The 17,801-nt window shown below is 65.9% G+C and carries 17 protein-coding genes; 6 read left to right on the forward strand and 11 right to left on the reverse strand.

The window, feature by feature from the left end:
* Nucleotide 1 precedes the first annotated feature (1 nt).
* Nucleotides 2–1,375 (forward strand): serine hydrolase, encoded by a 1,374-nt coding sequence (locus tag DMB37_RS03840; RefSeq protein WP_206055177.1) that lies wholly within the window; start codon nt 2–4, stop codon nt 1,373–1,375.
* Nucleotides 1,376–1,391: 16 nt separating this feature from the next.
* Here the strand turns inward: DMB37_RS03840 and DMB37_RS03845 are convergent, their stop codons facing one another.
* From DMB37_RS03845 to DMB37_RS03855, 3 genes are all read right to left on the reverse strand, one after another.
* Nucleotides 1,392–2,540 (reverse strand): MCE family protein, encoded by a 1,149-nt coding sequence (locus DMB37_RS03845; protein WP_135231492.1) that lies wholly within the window; start codon nt 2,538–2,540, stop codon nt 1,392–1,394.
* Between the two features lie 118 nt (nt 2,541–2,658).
* Nucleotides 2,659–3,642 carry a LysR family transcriptional regulator gene (locus DMB37_RS03850; protein WP_167768724.1) on the reverse strand — a complete coding sequence of 328 codons (984 nt, stop codon included), beginning with the start codon at nt 3,640–3,642 and terminating at the stop codon, nt 2,659–2,661.
* A gap of 541 nt (nt 3,643–4,183) precedes the next feature.
* Nucleotides 4,184–4,552, reverse strand: a complete 369-nt coding sequence (locus tag DMB37_RS03855) for a cytochrome P450 (RefSeq protein ID WP_370465317.1) — start codon at nt 4,550–4,552, stop codon at nt 4,184–4,186.
* A gap of 86 nt (nt 4,553–4,638) precedes the next feature.
* On the opposite strand from DMB37_RS03855, the gene DMB37_RS03860 reads away from it, so the two are divergent.
* Both DMB37_RS03860 and DMB37_RS03865 read left to right on the forward strand, forming a co-directional pair.
* Nucleotides 4,639–5,010 (forward strand): hypothetical protein, encoded by a 372-nt coding sequence (locus tag DMB37_RS03860; protein ID WP_135231494.1) that lies wholly within the window; start codon nt 4,639–4,641, stop codon nt 5,008–5,010.
* A 176-nt stretch (nt 5,011–5,186) separates the two neighbouring features.
* The gene (locus DMB37_RS03865) at nt 5,187–6,536 is read left to right on the forward strand and encodes an FAD-binding oxidoreductase (protein WP_135231495.1); all 1,350 of its coding nucleotides are present in this window, start codon (nt 5,187–5,189) and stop codon (nt 6,534–6,536) included.
* Nucleotides 6,537–6,594: 58 nt separating this feature from the next.
* On the opposite strand, the gene hppD is transcribed toward DMB37_RS03865, so the two are convergent.
* The 3 genes from hppD to DMB37_RS03880 all read right to left on the reverse strand — a co-directional run bounded on the left by hppD (nt 6,595) and on the right by DMB37_RS03880 (nt 9,027).
* Nucleotides 6,595–7,728, reverse strand: a complete 1,134-nt coding sequence (hppD, locus tag DMB37_RS03870; RefSeq protein ID WP_135231496.1) for a 4-hydroxyphenylpyruvate dioxygenase — start codon at nt 7,726–7,728, stop codon at nt 6,595–6,597.
* Complete coding sequence (locus DMB37_RS03875) at nt 7,725–8,267, reverse strand: EF-hand domain-containing protein (protein ID WP_135231497.1); 543 nt, start codon at nt 8,265–8,267, stop codon at nt 7,725–7,727. The genes hppD and DMB37_RS03875 overlap by 4 nt, the downstream gene beginning before the upstream one ends.
* 280 nt (nt 8,268–8,547) lie before the next feature.
* Entirely contained in the window at nt 8,548–9,027 is a 480-nt protein-coding gene (locus tag DMB37_RS03880; protein ID WP_240772230.1) for a hypothetical protein, read from the reverse strand.
* Between the two features lie 255 nt (nt 9,028–9,282).
* Between DMB37_RS03880 and DMB37_RS03885 the strand changes: the two genes are divergently transcribed.
* Entirely contained in the window at nt 9,283–10,926 is a 1,644-nt protein-coding gene (locus tag DMB37_RS03885; protein ID WP_135231498.1) for a hypothetical protein, read from the forward strand.
* Nucleotides 10,927–10,994: 68 nt separating this feature from the next.
* Here the strand turns inward: DMB37_RS03885 and DMB37_RS03890 are convergent, their stop codons facing one another.
* Both DMB37_RS03890 and DMB37_RS03895 read right to left on the reverse strand, forming a co-directional pair.
* A complete protein-coding gene (locus DMB37_RS03890) occupies nt 10,995–12,344 on the reverse strand; it encodes a DoxX family protein (protein ID WP_167768725.1) in 1,350 nt (449 codons plus the stop codon).
* Complete coding sequence (locus DMB37_RS03895) at nt 12,341–13,027, reverse strand: M15 family metallopeptidase (protein ID WP_135231499.1); 687 nt, start codon at nt 13,025–13,027, stop codon at nt 12,341–12,343. Before DMB37_RS03895 ends, DMB37_RS03890 begins: the two co-directional genes overlap by 4 nt.
* A gap of 89 nt (nt 13,028–13,116) precedes the next feature.
* Between DMB37_RS03895 and DMB37_RS03900 the strand changes: the two genes are divergently transcribed.
* Both DMB37_RS03900 and DMB37_RS03905 read left to right on the forward strand, forming a co-directional pair.
* Nucleotides 13,117–13,800, forward strand: coding sequence for a response regulator transcription factor (locus tag DMB37_RS03900; RefSeq protein WP_135231500.1), 684 nt, complete (start codon nt 13,117–13,119; stop codon nt 13,798–13,800).
* Nucleotides 13,793–14,869, forward strand: coding sequence for a HAMP domain-containing sensor histidine kinase (locus tag DMB37_RS03905; RefSeq protein ID WP_206055178.1), 1,077 nt, complete (start codon nt 13,793–13,795; stop codon nt 14,867–14,869). The genes DMB37_RS03900 and DMB37_RS03905 overlap by 8 nt, the downstream gene beginning before the upstream one ends.
* 12 nt (nt 14,870–14,881) lie before the next feature.
* Here DMB37_RS03905 and DMB37_RS03910 read toward each other — a convergent pair whose 3' ends face one another.
* The 3 genes from DMB37_RS03910 to DMB37_RS03920 all read right to left on the reverse strand — a co-directional run bounded on the left by DMB37_RS03910 (nt 14,882) and on the right by DMB37_RS03920 (nt 17,774).
* Entirely contained in the window at nt 14,882–16,333 is a 1,452-nt protein-coding gene (locus DMB37_RS03910; protein ID WP_135231501.1) for a hypothetical protein, read from the reverse strand.
* Entirely contained in the window at nt 16,330–16,953 is a 624-nt protein-coding gene (locus tag DMB37_RS03915) for a TetR/AcrR family transcriptional regulator (protein WP_135231502.1), read from the reverse strand. Before DMB37_RS03915 ends, DMB37_RS03910 begins: the two co-directional genes overlap by 4 nt.
* 173 nt (nt 16,954–17,126) lie before the next feature.
* Nucleotides 17,127–17,774 (reverse strand): hypothetical protein, encoded by a 648-nt coding sequence (locus DMB37_RS03920; protein WP_240772231.1) that lies wholly within the window; start codon nt 17,772–17,774, stop codon nt 17,127–17,129.
* Between the last annotated feature and the right edge of the window lie 27 nt (nt 17,775–17,801).

Raw genomic sequence — 17,801 nt, forward strand, 5'->3', positions numbered from 1 at the left:
GATGCTGTTGCCATCGACCGAGCGAGCGTTGTTGCACCGGGTCGCCGTCGAGCAAGCGGAGTACCGGGTGCCCTCGCTGATCGCCGCCGTGGTGCGCGACGGCGAGCTGGTGTGGTCGGGGGCCAGGGGCCGGGTCGACGGAACTCGCCCGACCGTCGATACGCAGTACCGCATCGGCTCGATCACCAAGTCGATGGTGGCCACCATGGTGCTGCGGTTGCGCGACGAGGGCAAGCTCGATCTGGCCGATCCGCTGACCAAGCACGTGCCCGGCGCGCCGCTCGGAGATCGCACTGTCGCCCAACTGCTCTCGCACACCGCGGGCCTGCGCGCGGAGTCCCCCGGCGACTGGTGGGAGCGCACCGAGGGCGGGGATTGGGCCGATCTCGCCGAGAGCATGAACGGCGGCCCCGGCAGCAAAGCACTGTTGCATCGGGCGGGCCGCCGATTCCACTATTCCAATGTCGGTTTCGCCGCGCTCGGCGAGTTGGTCGCCCAACTGCGCGGCCGGAGCTGGTTCGAGGCGTTGCGCGCCGAGGTGCTCGTCCCGCTGGGCATGGGCCGCACCACCGTGTCACCCGCCGCCCCGCACGCCACCGGCTGGGCGGTGCATCCCTGGGCCGACGTCGTGTTGCCGGAGCCGTCGCACGACCACGGGGCGATGGGCGCGGCGGGTCAGCTGTGGTCCACGGTGTCCGACCTGGCCCGCTGGGCGGCGTTCCTCGGCGGCGACACCGGCGACGTGCTCGCCGCCGACACGCTGGCGGAGATGCGCGAGCCCGCCATCGTCACCGACGGCGACCGGTGGGACGCGGGCTACGGGCTCGGCCTGCAGTTGCAGCGCCGCGACGGCCGTCGGCTGGCCGGGCACACCGGAGCCATGCCCGGCTTCATCGCCGAGGCCTGGGCCGATCCGAAGGACCGCACCGGGGTGTTGTTCTTGTCCAACACCACCTACGGTGGCATCCGCGGCAAGCTGGCCGGTGCGATGCTGGACATCCTGGCCGAGCACGAACCGAACCTGCCCGAGGAGTGGTTGCCCGCGCCCGATGTGGACCCGAAACTGTTGGCGCTCACCGGAACCTGGTACTGGGGCAGCGCCTCGATCGCGCTGCACCTGCGGGCCGATGGTCTGCTTTCCCTCAAAGCCCTCGCGCACGGCGGGCGGGAGTCGCGGTTCCGGGCCGAGGCCGACGGCTCCTGGACCGGACTCGACGGGTACTACGCCGGTGAACGCATGGAGGTGGTGCGTGGCCCCGACGGCGTGGCACAGCGGCTGGAACTCGTGAGCTACGTGTTCACCCGCGCGCCTTACGAGCCGGTCGAGCCCATCCCCGGGGGAGTCGATCCAGCGGGCTGGCGAGGACGAGGATAGGACGTCCCCACGCAGATCAGCGGTGGCCGCCCTGCACCCGGGACTGCACGAGTTGCAGCACCTGGATCAGGCTGCCGACGAAGTCCCGCATATCCGGTAGCAACTGACCATGGGGATCGGTCAGCACGCTGACGTCCAGCGCGGTCACGGTGAAGAAGATGCCGATACTCTTGCCGCGGACGGCCGTGTCGAGTTTGAGGCGCAGCGTGTGCACAAGGTCGAGCATCGTAGCGAGATCGTCGCCGGCCGCGGCCAGCTCGCCCATCAACCGGCGGGTGTTGTCGAGCAGGTCGGCGAGGTGCTGACCGGAGGTTTCGGCGTAATCGCCGAGCGCCGCGCTGGTCGCCGATACCTTTGTCAGCAAATCGCCGATGGCTCTGTTGTTCTCGGCGAGTGTGCCGAGCAGCTCGGGCAGCGCGCCCGCCACCCGGCCCAGCTCGGCGTGCCGGACCTCGATGCTGCCTGCCAGCGTGCCGAACTCGGCGAGCACCGCATCCACTCGGGCGCTGTTGTCGTTCAAACTGCGGACCACACCGGTCATTTCGGCGATCAGGTGGGACAACTGGCCGCCACGACCGCCCACGACCGCGTCCAGCTCCGAGGCCAGCTCGGCGAGTGCGGCCACACCACCGCCGTTGAACAGCAAGGAGATCGAGATCAGCAGCTGTTCGGCGGACGCGGCCGAGGACGTCCTGTCGAGGCCGAGGGTGGCGCCGTCGCGGAGCAGCGGCGCACCCGGCCTGGGGGGCGGCGTGGACACCGCGACGAACATCTCGCCGAGCGGGGTGTCCTGGCGCAGTTCGGCCGTGCTGCCCTCGGGTAGATCGACGTCCGTACTGATGGTCAGGTCCACGATCGCCCGGAAGTTCTTGGTGCTGATCTTGGTCACCACACCGACATTCGAGCCGCCGATCCGCACCTTCGCCTGATCCGCCAGGCTCAGTGCGTCCTCGAATATGGCGTGCACCGTGTAGGTTTCGCCGGATACACCCGGCATGGGCAATGGCAGCTTCTGCACGGTGAGACCGCACCCGGAGCTGACCGTCACCGCGACGATCGCCACCAACGCCCAGATCGTCGTTCGAACGCGGCGGCGAGCAAGGTTGGTCCGTGTGCTTTCCGGGTTCGTGTGCTCCAGCGTCTGCACTTCGAGCTCTGCACTCATCTGCGCCTCCCCCCACCGTAGCCTGAAACTACCAGTCGGAAGCACGCCCACGGGGCAGAATCGACGTCTCGCGCACTGTGAAAGCTCTTCTCCCGCAGTAGAAGAGCGCGCCCGTACGTCAGGTGGGCAGCGGACCGATCGGCGTGGCCGGGCGGTGTTGCGGCGCTTCACGATCGGAAGTCCGTGCTGCCAATAGGCCTGCGACGCCGAACTTTCGGATGAGTTCCGGGTCGCTGATGACCTCGAGGAACTTCACGACCTGAGGTGACTTGTCTCGTGCGTGGACTGCCAGCTCGCGCCGGACCGGACGGGACAACCGGATGACCGACAGCAGTCTGGCCGAACCGTGCAGCGCCATCCTCGGCACCAGTGCGATGCCGACGCCGTACTCCACCATGCTCAACGCGGTGGACACATCGGGTGCGCGGACCGCGAATCGGATCGGAACACCCGCGCGGGCCCCCTCGCGCAACAGCGTGTCGGTGAGATCGGAGTTCGCGCCGCAGCGGATCCACGGCGCCTCGACCAGTTGTTTCCACGAGCCGTCGAAGCTGCCGCGCTGGCTGGGGTGGCACACCACGACGAGCTCTTCCTCGCCGAAGCAGTGCACGAGGCGTGAGCCGGCCTGCCCGAGCGGTCCGACGGCGAGATCGAGGCCGCCCTCTTCCAACGTTGCGTCGAGCTCACGGAGATCGGTGAACGCCCTGACCTCGACGCTGTCGAGATTGCGTTCGTGGCGCATCCGGTAGACCAGCGGCGGCAACAGCTTCTGCGCGATGGTCGGCGTGGTGCCGACGGTCATCACCCCGTCGCCGAACGACTCCCCCATGGCCATGGCCTGCCGGGCGGATTCGACGACTTTGGCGGCCTGGACGAAGAACGCCCTGCCGAAATCGGTGAGCCTGGATCGGCGCGACTGTGGATCGAACACGTTGCGGCCCAACGAGGTCTCCAGCACATCGATCTGCTGCGACATCGCCGACGGCGTGATGCCGAACCGCCGCGCCGCCGCGGACAGCGAACCCAGTTCCACCGCGTGCACGAAGTAGTCGAACTGTCGCAGCGTGATCGCGGTGGAACTGAATATAGGGTTTTCAGACATCGGCAACCTTCGCGTCGAGCCATCGGCAATCCACAGCCACGGTCCATTCGAATTCTTTTGCGCGCCGTTCATCCTATGAATTCGAATAGCGAGTCCTCGACGGAGCCGCCGTCGAGTTGTTACTCCGGCTTGCGCAAGCAGTATCTACTGGAGACGACGGTTAGTCAAACCTGGGGTAACACTAAATTCTACTGTTGCCCGGATCACCGTTCGGCCCGATGCCGAATCGTCGGATCTTTTTAGATATCACCTTCCCGTTCGGCGATTTGTGAGGTCTGTTTTCCGCTGCTCCGTGCCCGGTTTACGTTGCCGCGCAAGCCAACCAGCCGTCATCATTGTGTCGTTCGCCGAATTGGTCAAGCGTCCACTACGGCGGTGTGCTGCCTTATTGAAGCGGAGCTCAATGGTGATAAGTCGGCATTCTCATTACCGACCGCGCATATGTGCAGTAACACAACGGGTCGAACATGTCTTCATGCACTTTTCTCAAAACTGCCTATCGGCGGCACCGAGAAATTGCCGAACGTGAATCGAGCCCTATTCAGCCGGCGAGATAGACAGGCAATCGCGCGTGCCCATTGGAGATGAAGCTGCTCAGCGGCACCACCTCGGCGGGCTCGACGGCCAGCCGCAGCTCCGGGAAACGAGCGAACAGCGCAGGCAGCGCGATCTGCCCCTCCAGCCTGGCCAGTGGCGCACCGAGGCAGTGGTGGGTGCCGTGACCGAAGGCGAGGTGTTGATCCTTGGTGCGGCGGTGCACCTCGAAATCGTCGGCGGTGGGCCCGTGCACCTCGGGGTCGCGGCCCGCCGCGGCATAGGACGCAAGGATCGCCTCGCCCTTGGCGATGTGGACGCCACCGATGTCGAGATCCTCGGTCGCGTACCGGATAGAACATCCGCGCCGCGGCAATGGTGGAACAATCCCGTCGTGGCGAAATCGCGGTTACGCGAGGACACTGAAGGCGAAGCGACGAATCCGTCTCGAGGAGCAATGTGATGGCACCTGACAGACCTTTTGGGATCGGTCCGGAAGACCTCGAACGCGCGTTGCGGGAGGCGGGGATCGAGATCCGGGACTTCCTCGGCAAGGTCGACCGCACCGGCGTGAATACGCTGGCGTCGCTGTTCGGTCAGTTCGTGCAGCCGGAGCGCGCGCGGCCGCCGAAGCCGGAAGACGAGACCACCGGCGAGACCGGCAGCGGGGTGTGGGTCATCTACCGCGTCGACGACGCCGGCGAGGCCAGGGTCGAGCAGGTGTTCCCGAGCGAGCTCGAGGCCTTGCGGGCGCATCGCGACAATACCGACGAAAATCGTCGCGTTCGGTTCCTGCCCTACGGTGTCCCCGCGACCGTGCTTGACGTGCCCTGATATCAGCCGGCCACCTCTGACGGGCCCCATCGAGCTCGGCTCCATCGACACAGAGGTTCGGTTCCGCGACGCCGATCGCCAGCGGCGGCCGACGCGCGAGATCTACCATGCGAACACGGGGTCGAGCGAGGGCGGCCCGGATGGAGGAGCATGGTGCGCACGATGTCGGTTCCGCAATGACCACCGCGTTCGACGGCCCGCCCCTCGAGATCGACACTCGCCCAGCGATTCTCGACCAGTACACGATCGATGAGACCGGCCGGGCCGGGCAACGACCGCGCGGCGTCGTGTACCCGGCCGATGTCGACGAGGTGGCCGCGACGGTCCGGTGGGCGCGCGGCACGGGGACACCGCTCATCTGCCGGGGCGCCGGAACCAGTCTGGAAGGTCACCTGCTCGCGCAGGGAAACGAGCTCATCGTCGACCTGTCGCAGTCGAATTCGATCCTGGACGTCTCCCCCACCGACTTCACCGCGACGGTGCAACCCGGGGTCACCCGCACCCATCTGAACGCGGCCACGGTGGAATCGGGGTTGCAGTTCACGGTGGATCCGGGGGCCGACGCTTCGCTGGGTGGCATGGCGGCGACCAATGCCAGCGGTACCACCACTGTCCGCTACGGCGGCATGCACGCGAATGTCCTTGCGTTGCAGGTGGTACTCGCCGACGGCTCGGTGGCGCGGCTCGGTCGCGCGGTTCGCAAATCGTCGAGCGGCTACGACCTGAAGGATTTGATAGTCGGCTCGGCCGGAACGCTCGGCATCATCACCGAACTCACGGTCCGGCTGCATCCGATCCCGGAATGCCTACGCTCGCTGCGCGTTTCGTTCCCCACCGTGGCTGCGGCGGTCGACGCGGCCGTCGAGATGCTCGGTGCCGCACTGCCGGTGAGCAGACTCGAACTCGTCGATGCCCCCGGCATGGCCGCGCTCAACGCGTTTCATGGCGCCGCCCACTACGCCGAGACACCGGCACTGTTCATCGATATCGAATCGTCGTCGGAGCCCGCGGCCATTGCCGAAGAGCAAGAGGTCCAGCGGATCGCCAAGGCGCACAAAGCCATCGATATCACTGCCGCACGCTCCCACACCGAACGGCACGCACTCTGGGAAGACCGGCACAACCTCTTCTTCGCGCTCAAGGCGCGCCACCCCGGCAGCCGCTTCATGGTGACCGACACCGCCGTCCCCTACTCGCAGATCGCCGCAGCGGTTGACACTGCCACCCGGCTCGGCGACGAACTCGGCCTGGCGGTCAGCGTCGCCGGACACATCGGCGACGGCAACGTGCACACCATCGTCCCCTACACCGACCTGAACCATGATGCGGTACAACAGTTCTCCGACACCCTGGTCCGCCACACCCTGTCGGTAGGCGGCACCGCGACCGGCGAACACGGCATCGGCCTCACCAAGAAGAAGTACCTGCGCGACGAACACGGTGCCGCCGTCGACCTCATGATCGCCATCAAACGCACCCTCGACCCCGGCAACCTGCTCAACCCGGGCAAGGTACTCGACATATAGACACCGAAGCCGCCCGCCGCCTGCGACCACTTCGCCGTCCTGGCTGCGGACGCCGCGTTCATAGGTTTCCGCGGCGGTCCTGTTCGCGTTCGATCGCCTGGAACAGCGCGGCGAAATTGCCGACACCGAAACCCTGCGAGCCATGCCGTTCGATGAGTTCGAAGAATCCGGTCGGCCGGTCCAGTGGCGGGCGGGTGAGGATCTGCAGGAGGTGGCCGTGTTCGTCGCGGTCCACCAATGCGCCGCGCCGGGCGAGTTCGGCGACCGGTGTGGTGATAGGCCCCAAGCGGTCGAGCAGTTCCGGGTCGTCGTAGTAGGTGTCCGGTGTCGGCAGGAACTCCACACCACCTGCGCGCATGCCATCGATCGCAGCCAGTATGTCGTCGGTGGCCAGCGCGACGTGTTGCACTCCTGGGCAACCGTAGAACTGAAGGAACTCATCGACCTGACTGTTGCGGGCGGACTCCGCGGGCTCGACCACCGGGAACTTCACTTGCCGCCGCGGGTCGGCGACGACTCGGGAGCGCAGTGCCGAGTACTTCGTGGAGATCTCCCCGTCGACGAACTCCGCCATTGTGGCGAAGCCGAGGACCCGCCGGTAGAAGTCCACCCATTCGTCCATGCGGCCTGCCTCCACGGCGGCCACGCAGTGATCGACCGCATGAAAATACGGGACCGCAGCGCCGGACATCGCGAACGTCGCTGCCGCGTAGCCCGGGAGATGAACGCCTCGATAGCGGGACCGGTCGACGAAGGTGTGCCGGACCTGCCCGTATGCCGCGATCGACGCGAGCATCACCGTCCCATCCGCATCGCCGACCTGGTGCGGCTCGACCAGCCCGCGCGCACCCTGGGCCAGCGCGTGGTGGTAGGCGGCACCGACGTCGGACACCTCCAGACCGACGTCGACCACCCCGTCGCCATGCTGTTGAACGAACTCGCCCAGTTCCGTGCCCGCTCGGGTCGCGCCGGTAACCACGAAACAGGCTGTGCCCGAACGCAGTACATACGAGCACTCATCCGGGCACCCCGTCTCCGGCCCTCGATACGCCACCGGAGACATCCCGAAGGCACTGGCGAAGAAATGCGCGGACTGGAACGCATTGCCCACCGCGAACACGATCGCGCCGAAGCCGAGTACGTCGAACGGCTTCCTCGTGGTCGCGGTGGCTACGGCGACCGGGGTGTTCAAGCGTTGGTGAGCAGGTCGGCCACCGGGTCCTGCGCGGAGCTGGTGTAGTACCGGCAGATCACCTCGACCCACTCCGTCGCGGGGATTTCGCCGACACCCGCAGTGTCGAGCTTCGCGAACATCGCAGCGGCTTTGTCGGCGTCGAACCCCACCACCCGCATGTAATCGGTGTACTCGGCACGGTCGATCATGCCGTCGTCATTGCGGTCACACATCGCGACGACCGCCTCGGCATACGGTCGAATGTACGACGTGTCCGCTGAAGGGTCGGTGACCGCGGCGAGGTACTCCTCGATGCTTACTACGCCATCGCCGTTGGTATCGGCGTGGGCCGACAGACCTTCCCAATATCCTTGATGAGAAGCCACCAGTGCCCGCGCCTTCGCCGAGGTCGGCGGTTCGCCGAGACCGGTGATGATACGTTCGGCCAGCAACTGGAAATCCGACTCCTCCAGCACGCCGTTCCCATTGGCATCCAGCAGGTCGAACCGCGTACGGAGCCTGCTCGAAGCGGCATCATTCATAGTCTCATTGCTCATGATTCCGATCGCCTTCCACTAGGGAGCGAGACAGGTCATAGCGGAATCGAGCATAACGAACCGACCAACTGTTCGCCGCGAGTTTCCCGAAGTATCACAAGCCGCCACAATTCGTGCGATGGCAAATTTTCGGCAATTTCGCGATCACATCGTGCCGATGACGCGGCGCGTTGGATATGACCGGGCTGCCGACCGGGCAACGAGCGACCATCGCGGAGGACCGTACCCCGGCGCGCGCCACTGTGATGTCGAGATACGGTCCGGTGCAGTTCGGTTAGGGCTAGCGGATGTCGATCGTGCCGTCGAAGACCATCGGGGTGGGACCCGGGTTGCAGGTGCGGAGCATGTTCGTCGGCATCGGCAGGCCGTAGCCGATCATGTTCGGCTGGCCGCCTTGACCTTTGGTGACGGTGATCTGGATGGCCATCGCGTCGGGCGCGAACACCATCACGGGTTGGGCCGTACTGATCGGGTAGACCAGTGACACAGTGTTGCCGACGACCGTCAGGCACGTGACCGGGCCGGTGACCTTCACCGGCAGCGGCATATTCCCGAGTTGACCAACGGCCAGATAGGTTCCGGTCGCGGGCCCATCCCCCTGCCCCTGCGCCTCGATATGCAGGACGTTCATGCCAAGCACTTGCATGTTGCCGTTGATCGACACGCTGGCGGGCGCTGCCGCCGCCTGCCCGGTCGCCGCAACCGCCGCCGCCCCGGCGACCGCCATGGATAAAGCAAAGCGAGTAAGCCGATTAGCCATTGAAAACACCTTTCTAGGGTGGGGATATGCCCGGCGGGTACCCGATGCCCGAAAACCCATGCGACGCAATCTCCAATGGATAATCAAGTCGATTATTCACATGCCGACCGGTCGGGATCGTGACCGCACCGGTCGAATACCTCGAATCGTAGTGCGACCGGTACGAATCGGGCATCCAACCAGCACCGGAGGCGCGACCCGCCGACGGTATCCTGCGGTCAACTCGTCGAATTGAGCGAGCAATAGGGGCAAGTGTTGGGCGTCAATGCGATTCGGAATTTCTCGTCCTACCGCGGTCAGTACCTGATCGGGGTATTCCTGGCGCGGGTTCGTTGCCGAATCGATATTTCCGGCTCCGCCGAAGATCGTCGGCGGGCACGTGACGCGCTCGTCGCGGGCGGCTGGTCCGCGGTGGCACATGCCGACAGCGACACCTATGTGCGCGATATCCGAGGTTCGTTGTCCAGCAGCACTATTGAGGAAGTGGTACGCCACGTCCACACGCATATCGTCGATACGCATTCCCGGGCCGCGATCGACAGGGCCTCACTGGAGCGCATCCGCTATGCGGGCCTTCGTTTCACGCACCGACCCGCACCGCTCGAGCACGATGGCAAGCGGGTCGACGCGCTCGCCGAGATCTCGACTCCACCGGCCACTCCCCTTGTCCAGGAGCAACAGCCGCCACCTGCCCACCCGCCGAGCACCCTGCTGGAGCGGCTGACTCGGATACCGGCCTTCTGGTACGATCGTCTCGAACAGGGCGCCCGAGTCATCGCTCGGGTATACCGGCGAGTAACACCACAATCGTTGCGCCAGCTGACTATTCGCGTCATCGCCGACGAATCCGCGCGCTATACCTGGGTCCGATTCGGGCTGCTCGCCGCCAGCGGCGGTCTCGGCGTGGCGGCCGGAGTGGCCGTCGCCGACCGGTTCCCCGACCGGCCGACCGGCCCGGAGCCCGCAGTGGGTCTTATCGCCATCTCGACTGTGCTGCTGCTCGTTCTCGGCGCACTGAACCTGTTCACGCGGGTCGCCGTGCATCGAGCGGACGCCGCACTGCCCCAGGGCTATTCGCGCTGGCAAGCGGAGCGCTGGGCGAACGCCAACCGAACCGATGTCGCGCGGTTGATCGGCGCGCAACGCCACAATGCCATCCGAATGTGCTGGACAACAGGCACTCTCGTGCTGCGGATGATCGCGATGGCGGGCGCGGGGGCGCTGCTTTTCCTTTCGGTACAGACGATCTGGTTCAGCTCGCGGTTGATTGCCGCGACGCTGCTGACCGTCGGCCTGCTACTGGCCTGGATTCTGGTCATCGATGCGGTGCGCCCACGTCAACGTTCGGGCTCCCGACTCCTCGTCCGGCGGACGGCCGCCTCGGTGCTGCTGGCGGGCGTCGGCGGGGCCATGGTGCGCTTGCCGTCCTATTTCTTCTACCAACCGCTCGGCTATCCGGCATTCGCCTTCGAAATCGGTTGGCACGATGTCATTGTCAACGCACGCGGATTCATCATGGCCGCGCTCGGATCGGGGGCGTTGATCGCGATCTACTGGCTGTTCTCGCCACGAATCACCCCGGTGTGGCGCTCGGCCTTCGCGCTGTTACTACTCATGTGCGCGACCGTCGGAATGTTGAGCGCCATGGTCGAAGCGGGCAGACCGGCGGAGCTGATCGTGCAGCAGCAATCCGTCACCGCGGGCGGCACCCGGTACGCCGCCTGCCTCATCGACAACGGTCGCGAGCAACCGATCTGGATCATCGGCCAATCCGCGAACCGCTTCCTGATCGGCGACCGGGAAACGCCGACCGGTGACCCGTCGCGGATCACCAATGTCCGAATGCGGCCGAGCGGCATCGAGTATCGCATCGTGGCCGGCGCCACTGCGTGCCGGTAGTGGTCCGGACCGTTCATACCCCGGCGGGGGCGACTTCGCTGAAAGACTGTGTGCTGCTTCGTACTCGGCTAGCGGAAGTACGGGTAGTCCTGCACCCAGTGGAATCCGCGGCTGCGCAAGGTGAAGCTGTTCAGGTCCATGCGTTCCAGGGTGATCACCACTGTCTGGTCATGCAGCCTCCCGCGCAACACCAGCCGGTCCGGCGTGGGTCGCTCGCTGGTCAGCGTCGCGAACGGTGGCTGCGGCTCAGCCTTTCCGTCGATCGTGGCGAGTTCCAGCTCTCCGTTCGGCCGGAAGTTGGCATGCGCGGGCACCAGTTCACCGTTCATCCGCTGATAAGTGGCTTGCGCGGGGTCGTCGAAAACAAGACGCTGCCAACGCTTTTCGTCGATCGTCAGCGGCGGCACCAGCTGCCCGTCGAGTGTGAATTCCTGCACGTCCCAAATTCCGTACAGCTCGGACTTGGGGCTGGCGGCGCCGTACTGTTCCTGCCACACCACCCAGCGGTCGTAGCCGCTACCCAGCGCGATCCAGATGCCGAGGGTCACCTGAATCCAGGCAGCGATGCGGTTCTTCCGGTCCTCGGCGAACAGCACGGGCTGTGTCAACGGCTCGCACCTGCGTTGCAGCACGAACACATCGACCAGGCGCCGCAGGTACGGGGCCAGTAAAACCAGGCTGATCAGCAGCAGGTGCCCGGCGAGCAGCTTCTCCGGTATATCGAACGTCATGTTCAGCAGGAGGATCTGCGCCGTGCTCACCAGACTCGTCACGGCACCCAGCACCGCGGTCCTCGGCACGAACAACAGCAGCCCGGCCACGACTTCCACTGCGCCGAGCGCCATTTCATACGGATAGGAGCTGCCGACCTGCAACCACAGCACCGAGGCCGGGCTCAGATCGCCGTACGGCTGCAACAGCTGCGCCAGCGTGGGCGCGGGCATCTGTGTGGGGATCAACTTGGCGAAGCCGAACCCCACCATCTGCACACCCAGACAGACCCGGAGGAAAAGGGTGAACCAAGCCAGCAGGCGCGGGTAGCAGGAACGACGGTCGAGGACCGTCCACACCATGGTGGCCGCCACCGCAACGACCAGGACACAGAAGACCTGTACCCAGACCGCCGTCTGGTCGCCGGCTCCGGAATCCTGGCGCAGCACCGCGTCGACCCCGAAGAGAGTGCTGCCCACCCAACCGGTGACGGGGTTCAGCAGCGAGGTCACCCCCCACGGTCCGATGAATCCGTGCAGCGAGCGACTCAGGGGGCCGAGCAGTGCGAACGGGATCATGGTGAGGAGCAAGCCGTACAGACCGAAGTAGACGACACAGAATCGGAACGCGATCCGCGTCAGCGGCGGCCAGCCGGCCGGGGCCGAGGTGGTGTCGGCGCCGGTACGGGCGGTGACGGTGCTGCTCACTGGTGCATCCTGGGGTCCTGGGTGGGGTCGGCATATCGGGGCGGACAGCCCTGCACGGTGGCTTCGGGGCGAAGTTCGTAATGCCAGGGTTCATTGGTGTAGATCTGACACAGCCCGTACTCGGCGCCGTGCCTGGACAACCACGCCGCGGCCGCAGTGGGCCCGATATCGACAGCCTCCCCCGACACGTGCGCGGACGTCTCGGGAGCGGCCACCCAACGGGCGGCTTCCTTTTCCGAGCCGTACTTGGCGACCGCCTCGCGCAGCAGGCGTTCCTGGTATTCCGGCGAACGCCAGCCACTGTTGACGACGAACTCGACTCCGTCGTCCGAGGCATCCCTGGCGGCGCTGCGCAGGGCAGCGAGCAAGTCGGGGTCGAGGTTGGCCACGGACGGGATATCGTCCTCGAAGACGGTCAGGCCGTCCGGGACAGCGCCCTCCGCGACGGTCCCGCCGGGTTCGGACACACCGTCGTACCGCGGTAGGTGCGGGCGCACCGCACCGGGTGGGCCGTGGCGGTCGCCGAACGGAAGGTCGAAAGACCATGCGGCGGAGGTCGACAGGGAGTTCAACGACTGGTAGACGAGGACACCGACGGGCGCCGCGCTGACGACGACAAGACCGGCGAGGATGGTCGCGCGGACCCGGCGAGATGCCGTGCGTGCTGGTTTGCGGTTGTTCATGCCGTCAGTCAAGACAGCGTGGCGTTGCCGGCCCGTATGCGATTTTCGATACGCCGGCGATATTGCCCGACTGGGAGAATCGAGAACCTATGCGCGTATTGATCGTCGAGGACGAACCCCTGCTGGCCGCAGCCATCCGCGATGGCCTGCGGCTCGAGGCGATCGCCGCGGACATCGCCGGTGACGGCGACACCGCGCTGGAGCTGCTGGACATCAACGCCTACGACATCGCCGTCCTCGACCGCGACATTCCCGGTCCCTCCGGCGACGAGATCGCCGAACGCATCGTCGCCTCCGGCAGCGGCATGCCGATCCTGATGCTCACCGCGGCCGACCGGCTCGACGACAAGGCGACCGGTTTCGCGCTCGGCGCCGACGACTACCTCACCAAGCCCTTCGACCTGCGTGAACTAATACTCCGGCTCAGAGCACTGGACCGCAGGCGCGCCCACAACAGACCACCCGTGCGGGAGCTCGCGGGCCTGCGGTTGGATCCGTTCCGCCGGGAGGTTTTCCGCGACGGCCGCTACGTCGCGCTGACCAGGAAACAATTCGCGGTGCTCGAAGTCCTCGTCGCTGCCGAAGGCGGGGTCGTCAGCGCCGAGGAGCTGCTGGAACGAGCGTGGGACGAGAACGCAGACCCGTTCACCAACGCCGTGCGCATCACGGTCTCCGCGCTGCGCAAACGCCTCGGCGAACCCTGGATCATCGCCACCGTGGCCGGCGTCGGGTACCGCATCGACACCGAGCCGGCAGTAGGTGTCCGTGGATAGAGCCCCGGGTCTGAGCGTCCGGCTCAAACTCACCCTCAGCTACGCCGGATTCCTCATGCTCGCAGGTACCTTGGTGCTTGCGGCCGGATTGGTCTTCTACCTCTACCTCATGCCTGACGGCTGGCTCGACGCCACCGGCGACTTCTGGATCAACCGCTCGGTCCTGCTGCGCGCCTTCGCTCCGTTCATGGCCCTCGTACTGGCCTTCCTGCTGATATTCGGCCTCCTTGGCGGGTGGCTGCTCGCAGGCCGCATGCTCGCCCCGCTGACCCGCATCACCGAGGCCACCCGCACGGCCGCGGATGGCTCACTCTCCCACCGGATCCGGCTTCCCGGCCGCCAGGACGAGTTCCGCGAACTCGCCGACGCCTTCGACACCATGCTCGCGCGGCTCGAAGCTCACGTCGCCGAACAGCAGCGATTCGCCGCCAATGCCTCCCACGAACTGCGCACTCCGCTGGCGATCATCCAAACCCTGCTCGACGTGGCCCGCAACGATCCGGATCGCGACACCGGCGAACTACTGGCCCTGCTGCACGCGGTCAACACCCGAGCGATCAACCTCACCGAAGCCTTGCTCGTGCTCAGCCGCGCCGATCAGCGGTCCTTCGCCCGCGAACCGGTCGATCTGTCGCTCCTCGCGGAAGAAGCGACCGAGACACTGCTTCCCCTCGCGGAAAAACACGGCGTCACCCTACTGACCTCTGGTGACATGGCCAGCGCCTTCGGCTCCCCCGCCCTCTTGTTGCAGCTGACGACGAATCTGGTGCACAACGCGATCGTCCACAATGTGTCCGGACAGGGCACCGTATGGATCACCACCAGCGCGCACCCCGAGACCGCGGTGCTCACTGTGGCGAACACCGGCGAAAAGCTCACCCCCCACGCGGTTTCCACGCTGGTCGAGCCGTTTCAGCGCGGCACCCAACGGATCCGCACCGACCATGCGGGTGTCGGCCTCGGACTGGCAATCGTAAAAAGTATCACCAGAGCACACGCCGGAACCCTCACCCTCACCCCGCGCCCCGCCGGCGGTCTCTGCGTCACGGTGCGACTACCCACGCAGTAGTGCGGTGTGGGTTCAGTAGGAAACGACAGAGGTCGCGTAGGCCTCGAGTACGGCGGAGTTGTCCGCCAAGACCGTTCGATGCCGCTCGGCACCGACCTGTTCGATGTCGGCTCCCCCGCCTACCTCGGGGACAACCACGGTGACCGGTTCGTCGGTCTTGTTGACCAGGAGGAGTTTGCGGCGGCCGGTAGCGGTGACGAATGCTTGGGCATGGATGCGGGGGTCCGGGAACACGCCAGTTGTGGTGGCCGCCAGCGCATCCCCCTCAGCGAAGTGCCCTAGTAGCAGTGCCAGCGCGTGGTAGCGGGCGTTCGGGGCGCCGGTTTCCCAGTCGAGGAGGCTGACGCCGGGGATCATGCCGGGATAGTCCATGAACTCGGAGATGCCGACCAGGTCGATACCGAGTTCGACGAGCTTGCACCACAGGTACGACTGGACCGAGGCGCTCAACGCCCAGTACGTGTCGGGGATTTCGGGCGCCGGATTCATCACGTCGGCCGGGTAGGTGCCCAATTCGTTGATGAATGTCGGGGTATCGGGCGCCAGGCGCCTGCGGATGGAGTCGATGAAGCGGACCTGGTCGAGGAAGGCGTCGGCTTGGGCGAAGAAGATGTCGCGCCAGTGTGCACTGGGCGCGTTTCCTGCTGGCCCAAAGGGATTGGCGATCTCGGGTTGGGCATAGAAGTGATAGGAGAACGCGTCGATCCGGACGCCGTCGGCGTGGTTGGCCGAATCGAGGAAATGCCAGAAGTATTCGGGCTGGTGGTGGACGTGACTCAGGGAGAGTCCGATGAATTTCATGTCCGGGTCCAGCGGGGCCAGGCGCGTGACGACGGCGTCGTAGAGCTTGGTGTAGGTCTCCGGCGAGAGGCGGTGGCCGATATCGGGTTCGCAGAGCACCTCCCAGTAGGCGAAGCGGTAGCGGTGGCCCGACTCGTGTCGCGTGCCCAGCTCGTCGGTGAAACCACCTGCGATGTACCAGCTGGCGAGCCGATAGAAGTAGTCGGCGACTTCACCGCAGGTGGGGTCGCGCAACTCGGCGCCCTGCTCGTAGTGCCAGTGGATTTCGTCGGGATCCTCGGCAATTTCCACGGACTCCGGTGTGACGAACATCCAGGTCGGGATCGTGGCGAAATCGGCGACGATGGGCCTGCCCTCCGAGGCCGCGACGAAGTCTTCCACGAAGGGGTCGAGCAGCTCGAAGTTCCACGACGTTTCGGTGGCGGTCGGCGAGGTGAGCTCGGCCACCGCGACCCGCGGGTGGCTGAACCAGGGCAGGAAGCGCGCGAAATCGACTCGCAGCTCGCGCAGGGCGTCGAATGCTTTGTCGTGGATCGGGGATTCGCGGCGCAGCGGGGGCGCCGTCCACAGGTGGGTGGTGAGGGTCGTCCGGGAGGTGCCGATCGTCTCTTCCCAGTTCACCTGCACCGTGGCGGGCGGTGCCACGGGGTTGATGGTGGTCATTCAGTGTTTCCTTCTTCTGACGTGCGCGCGAAGCCGAGGGCAGGCAGGATCGCCTGGTCGACAATCGCGGCAAGAGTGTGCGCATCGGGCAGCTTCCCGGTGTCGATCTGATGCTTGATCACGAGCGCTTCGCCGATGTCGACGACGATCGGCGTGACCAGCCGCGCGTCGATGTCACCGCGTTCGGCGTAGTGCTCGATCACGGTGCGGGTGAATCGGTTTCCGTGAGTGTCGAATACTCGGGTGTAGAGGGCTTCGACGAGTTCGGGTCGACGCTGCCGTTCGGCGAGGATCGACGCGACGGCCGCGGCGCTGGGTCCGGCGAGCCAGCCGACCAGCTGTTCGAGCGAGCGCAGCAGATCCGAGCGCAGACCGCCGCCGTCAAGGGCGACCGTCTCGACGGGATGGGCGTGGTCGAGTGCGTCGAGCAGGAGTTCCTCGATCGACGGCCAATGCCGATAGATCGAGGTCTTCGCCACCCCGGCTCGCCGGGAGATCCCTTCGATCGACAGCCGCCCCAGTCCGGTCTCCGCTACCTCGGCGATTACCGCTGTCCGGCAGGCATTCAGGACATCGGCGAGGGAGCGGCGGCGTCCAGGGCGCTCTTCGATCTCGGGCATACCGGAACCTTAGCTACGTTCTCGTAGCTCCGCAACCGTAGCTATACGGATGCAGCTGACGAGAAGTGCATCAGCTGGCCCGGCGTGCCCGGATGGTGCGAAATGCCGAAAGCCGAAATCTCGGGCTTACCAGGGATTTCGGCTTCCGTGCTCGGTTGAGTCCGGACCGCAGGTTAAGCGTGTCCGCCGCCCAGCCCCGGCTTGTGCAGTTGGGGTTGGGTGCCGTAGACGGGCCGTTCGGTGGTGTCCACCGGCTCCGGCCGCTCGACTATGGCGCCCCGGGTGTCCGTTCGAGCGGCGGTCTTGGCATCGACCTCGCGTCGCGCGAAGGCGATATCGCGTGCGCTCCGCACAGACAGCCGGCCCAGCGAGGTCGCGGCGAAGAACAAGATCAGTGCACCGAGGCCGTAGAAGAAGGTCAGTTGCAGGACAGCGCGTTTCAGGTCGGATGTCGCGACCGGATCGCCGAGTGCGCCGATGTTCAGCAGGTCCGTCAGGAACGGTCCGACGATGAACCACAGGCCCGCCGCCGCGGCCAGCCAACCACCGAAGCCGGCGACGAGACGATTGCGACTCGCCAGCATCAGCAAACCGCCTACGATCGCGGTGATGCCGGGAAGCACCTCGAGCCAGCCACGCGCCGAGGTCCACACCCAGGCGTCATCCGGCGTGAACGCGAAATCGAAGTACGGTCCGAGGAACGGAATCAGCGCACCCCAGACTCCCAGGAGTAAGACCGCGAGCCCGCCGAGGGCTCCCCGGCTACGCGGGATTCTGAGCGCCGGACCGCGGTCTGCGGAATCTCTCTCTGCGACGTTCATCAGAGCCTCCATTCATCGAAGTAGCTG

Source organism: Nocardia sp. CS682, assembly GCF_004634405.1.
GTDB lineage: Bacteria > Actinomycetota > Actinomycetes > Mycobacteriales > Mycobacteriaceae > Nocardia > Nocardia ninae.

Coding starts and splice junctions, on each gene's coding strand:
- DMB37_RS03845 (WP_135231492.1), bottom strand. CDS start 2,540: ATGAGTGCAGAGCTCGAAGTGCAGACGCTGGAGCACACGAACCCGGAA.
- DMB37_RS03850 (WP_167768724.1), bottom strand. CDS start 3,642: ATGTCTGAAAACCCTATATTCAGTTCCACCGCGATCACGCTGCGACAG.
- DMB37_RS03840 (WP_206055177.1), top strand. CDS start 2: ATGCTGTTGCCATCGACCGAGCGAGCGTTGTTGCACCGGGTCGCCGTC.
- DMB37_RS03920 (WP_240772231.1), bottom strand. CDS start 17,774: ATGAACGTCGCAGAGAGAGATTCCGCAGACCGCGGTCCGGCGCTCAGA.
- DMB37_RS03865 (WP_135231495.1), top strand. CDS start 5,187: ATGACCACCGCGTTCGACGGCCCGCCCCTCGAGATCGACACTCGCCCA.
- DMB37_RS03910 (WP_135231501.1), bottom strand. CDS start 16,333: ATGACCACCATCAACCCCGTGGCACCGCCCGCCACGGTGCAGGTGAAC.
- DMB37_RS03880 (WP_240772230.1), bottom strand. CDS start 9,027: ATGGCTAATCGGCTTACTCGCTTTGCTTTATCCATGGCGGTCGCCGGG.
- DMB37_RS03860 (WP_135231494.1), top strand. CDS start 4,639: ATGGCACCTGACAGACCTTTTGGGATCGGTCCGGAAGACCTCGAACGC.
- DMB37_RS03875 (WP_135231497.1), bottom strand. CDS start 8,267: ATGAGCAATGAGACTATGAATGATGCCGCTTCGAGCAGGCTCCGTACG.
- DMB37_RS03895 (WP_135231499.1), bottom strand. CDS start 13,027: ATGAACAACCGCAAACCAGCACGCACGGCATCTCGCCGGGTCCGCGCG.
- DMB37_RS03900 (WP_135231500.1), top strand. CDS start 13,117: ATGCGCGTATTGATCGTCGAGGACGAACCCCTGCTGGCCGCAGCCATC.
- DMB37_RS03915 (WP_135231502.1), bottom strand. CDS start 16,953: ATGCCCGAGATCGAAGAGCGCCCTGGACGCCGCCGCTCCCTCGCCGAT.